At 70.6% G+C, this 3,784-nt stretch carries 4 protein-coding genes; 3 read left to right on the forward strand and 1 reads right to left on the reverse strand.

What is annotated here, in order from left to right; genetic code table 11:
- Nucleotides 1-391, reverse strand: a 391-nt coding sequence (locus tag V7053_RS18205) for a LacI family DNA-binding transcriptional regulator (RefSeq protein WP_334173672.1), incomplete at its 3' end; no start/stop codon positions are given.
- Nucleotides 392-565: 174 nt separating this feature from the next.
- Here V7053_RS18205 and V7053_RS18210 point away from each other — a divergent pair.
- From V7053_RS18210 to V7053_RS18220, 3 genes are read left to right on the forward strand one after another with little or no spacing between them, the layout of a single operon-like run.
- The gene (locus V7053_RS18210; protein WP_334173673.1) at nucleotides 566-1,789 is read left to right on the forward strand and encodes a glycosyltransferase; all 1,224 of its coding nucleotides are present in this window, start codon (nucleotides 566-568) and stop codon (nucleotides 1,787-1,789) included.
- A 5-nt stretch (nucleotides 1,790-1,794) separates the two neighbouring features.
- Nucleotides 1,795-2,796, forward strand: coding sequence for a glycosyltransferase family 9 protein (locus V7053_RS18215; RefSeq protein WP_334173674.1), 1,002 nt, complete (start codon nucleotides 1,795-1,797; stop codon nucleotides 2,794-2,796).
- A gap of 59 nt (nucleotides 2,797-2,855) precedes the next feature.
- Complete coding sequence (locus tag V7053_RS18220) at nucleotides 2,856-3,689, forward strand: IclR family transcriptional regulator (RefSeq protein ID WP_334173675.1); 834 nt, start codon at nucleotides 2,856-2,858, stop codon at nucleotides 3,687-3,689.
- Nucleotides 3,690-3,784: the final 95 nt, after the last annotated feature.

Genomic DNA, 3,784 nt, shown 5'->3' on the forward strand with positions numbered 1-3,784 from the left:
CATCGAGCGCCCGGAGCCTCTCGGCGTCCATGCGCGGCGCGAAGATGATCGCACCGTCGACGCGGCCGATGACCCGCTCGAGCTCCTCGGCGTCGGCCTCCGGGTCGTTCTCGCCGTCGACGACGAGCAGTGAGATCGACTGGCGGCGGCACGCCGCCTGGATCGCCTTGACGAGCGGCGGGTAGTACGGGTTCGCGATGTCCGGGATGAACAAGGCGATGGTTCCGGTGACGTCGGCCTTCGCCGGTGACGGGGCGTAGCCCAGCTCGGCTGCCACGGTGAGGATGCGGTCCCGGGTCTCGGCGTTGACCGAGTCCGGCCGGGTGAACGACCTCGAGACTGTCGACTTCGACACACCCGCGGCCTTCGCGATGTCGGCGATCGTGGTCATCCCCACCTCCTCGTGTGGTTGGCATCACAGCTGCCTCACCAGAATGACACCGTTTCTGCAACGCGTCAAGCCATTGCTGCAACACACTGGATCGGTCTCATCCGCGCCGCGTGCCTAGCCCGGGCCGATCGGGGTAAACGTCGAGTGCCCGAGCCGGACGAGGAGGGAGCAGGCGTGCGACGAAGAGCAATCGGAGGGCCGCGAGAACCGCTGCGGGTCGGCTTGGTCTGCGGGCAGCCGCGCGCCGAGCTCGACGGAGTTGCAGGCTATGTCGCAAGGCTCGCCCAAGAGCTGCCAGCCAGGGGCGTCCAGCCCGTCGTCCTCGCCAGCGGCGCCGATGCCGCAGGGGGTGCTGGCGTCGTCGAACGCTGGGACCTGCGGGGGACGGCCGGTGCGCGCAGGGCCTTCGGACGGCTGGGCCTGGACGCCGTGCACGTCCAGTTCGCGCCGTCCATGTACGGCTTCCGGGGCTCGATAGGCCTCCTCCCGCTGCTCCTCCCGCGGTCGCTCCCCCTCCTGACGACCTTGCACGAGTACGGTTCGTGGGAGCTTCCGATCGCCCAGTCGCGTCCGACGCGGCCGCTCTGGCCGCTGGCGGAGCAGCGCAAGATCGCGGACCGTGAGACCGGCTTCCTCGTTCCCCGCAGCCGGGCCGTCGTCGTCACCAATTCCGCGCATCTCGCGACGCTGCACGAACGGTTCCAGGGCCGGGTCACAGGGCGCCACATCCCGATCGGCGCCAACATCGAAGCGTCGAGAGACTGGAATCGGGACGAGTGCCGGCGTGACCTGCGCGCCCAGCTGGGCCTCGGGCCCGGCGCGGCGCTGTTGGCCTTCTTCGGCTTCGTCCATCCGGTCAAGGGACTCCGGTATCTCCTCGAGGCCATGGCACGGCTGCGCGGCGAGGGCGAGGACCTGCATCTCGCCGTCGTCGGGGGGTTCGAATCGCTCGCCCTCCCGGGGCGGGAGGCGCGCGACTTCCGGGCAGAACTGCAGGGACAAGTCGCCCACCTCGGCCTCGAACGGCATGTCACCTTCACCGGATTCCAGCCCTCCTCCGAGGTCTCCCGGTGGCTCGTGGCCAGCGACATCGGCGTCCTGCCCTTCACCGGCGGGGTCACCACCAAGAGCGGATCGCTGCTCACGATGGTCGACCACGGGCTTCCGGTCGTGCTCACCGCGGGCGGCGACCGCTCGATCCGAGACGGCGAGAACTGCGTGGCCGTCCCCTCGGTCCGCGACAGCGCGGCCTTGGCCGCCGGGCTTCGGCGCGCCTTGCACGACGGCGGGTTGCGCACGCGGATTGCGCGGCAGGGGAAGGCGCTCGCGGACGGGCATTCGTGGCAGGACATCGCGCGTCGGCACGCGGATCTCTATCGGGAGGTCCTCGCACGATGAGCGGCGTGCGGAGCATCCTCGTGGTGGAGGTCATGGGCGGGCTCGGTGACGTGATCCTGGCCCTACCGGCAATTCACGCCCTCGCGCTGTCCCATCCGGAGGCCACGCTCCACGTCCTCACTCTCGAACCGTGGCATGTGCTGCTCGAGCGGGACCCGCTGGTCGGCGAGGTCATTCCGCTCGCGGGCCGCGACACGGCGGAGGTGCGCCGAGCTGTCGAGGACGCGCTGGATCGGATCCGCCCCGACCTGAGCATCACGACCAGCCGGCGTCATGGGCTGCCCGGGCTTCTCGAGGCCGCAGGCGGCGTTGCCGTCACCAACCTCTGGCGCTCTCCGCCCCCGGACCAGCTCGTGGACCAGCGTTACGTCGAACTGCTGGCCCTCGACGGGGTCATTGACCCTCGGTACGCTGGCCAGCCCCCGCGCCTCGCCCTCGACCCGGACGAACTCGGGGCAGGCCGAGAGCTGCTCTCGGCTCTGGTTCCCGACGGGCGGCCGGCGGCGCTCTTGGTTCCGGATTCCGGCATGGCGGTCAAGCGTTGGCCCCCTCGGCACTGGGTTCGCCTCACGTCGAGGCTCCTGGCGGCGGCGAGGGCCCCCGTGCTCGTCGCGGAAGAGCCGGAACGCTGGCGGGAGCTGACCCAGGCGGGGGCCGTCCGGGCGCCCCGCCTGGCACTTCGGCAGCTCGCCGGGCTCTACGCGGCTGCCGGGGAAGCGGGCGGTGCCTGCGTCGGCGGCGACACGGGGCCCGTGCGCCTGGCCACCGCCGTCGGCCTGCGTGCGGTGGGGCTGTACGGCCCCACCGTTGCCGCACGCTACGGCCTGCACCCGCGGCATGGGGTCAACCTCCAAGGACTCCCCGAATGCCCCGTGCGGCAGCCGGCCAACTTCACCGAGCAAGTGTGCTGGTGGGACGCGCAGTGCCCGTTGACCGAGGGGAACGGGCCGGCCTGTATGAGCCACATCAGTCCCGAGGAGGTCGCCGCAGCTCTGGGCATCGGATAGCGCATGTTCGCATGATGGTGATAATTGCCACGATGTGGAAGTTGTGCCACTATCGATCTATGACCCACGCCACCCCCGATGAGCGGCCTGCCTCCACCGAGGCCCACCTCGATGACGGACGGCCTGCCAAGACTGACATGGTCGGCAAGGCCCTGAGCCTTCTCGTCATGCTCGGGGACGCTCCCGGGGCGACGACGGCGGCGGATCTCTCGCGTCGGGCCGAGCTGCCGTTCAGCACCGCGTATCGGCTGCTTCAGTCGCTCCAGCGCGCCGGGTTCGTGGACTTCGAGCCGGAGGGCAAGAAGTACAGCCTCGGACTCCGGGTCTTCCAGCTCGGCCTGTATGTCGCGAACAGCCTCGGGTTCGCAGGGACGGCGACCCCGGTCCTCTCGCGCCTCACCGAGAAGACCCAGGAGGCGAGCATCCTGGCCGTCCAGGACGAGGACCGCTTCCTGACCGTTGCCAAGGTGGAAGGTCCCCGCACCTTCCGCGTCACGAGCGACCCCGGCTACCGCGGCCACCTCCACTGTTCCGCGGTCGGCAAGGCGCTCGTCGCCTTCGCCCCGGAGGAGGAGCGCGAGCGGCTCGTCCGGTCGATAGAGCTCGTGCCCGTCGCGCCCAAGGCCATCACCGACCGCGACGAGTTCAGCGCCGAGATGGCCCGCGTCCGAGCCCAGGGCTATTCGCTCATGGACGAGGAGAACGAGGTCGGGATGCGCGCCATCGCCGTTCCCGTGCTGGTCGAGCCCGCGCCCGGCGCGCCGCCTGCGGCCATCGCCGCCATCGCCTGCTCCGCCCCCACTGTCCGCATGACGGTCGATGAACTCGTCGACCAGCTTCCAGCCCTCCGCGAAGCCGCCGACGAGCTCGCGGCCCGCCTGCCCCGCCACTAACCCAGAACCCCCGAAAGGACTCCGCGTGAGCCTGCCCACCGAGTCGTACCTGATCGGCCTGATCGGCGACGGCGTCGTCCCCTCCCTGACCCCTC

The organism is Sinomonas sp. (genome assembly GCF_036848755.1).
Classification (GTDB): domain Bacteria; phylum Actinomycetota; class Actinomycetes; order Actinomycetales; family Micrococcaceae; genus Sinomonas.

Excerpts from the sequence above, each read along its gene's own strand:
- V7053_RS18220 (WP_334173675.1), top strand. The coding sequence starts at position 2,856 with ATGACCCACGCCACCCCCGATGAGCGGCCTGCCTCCACCGAGGCCCAC.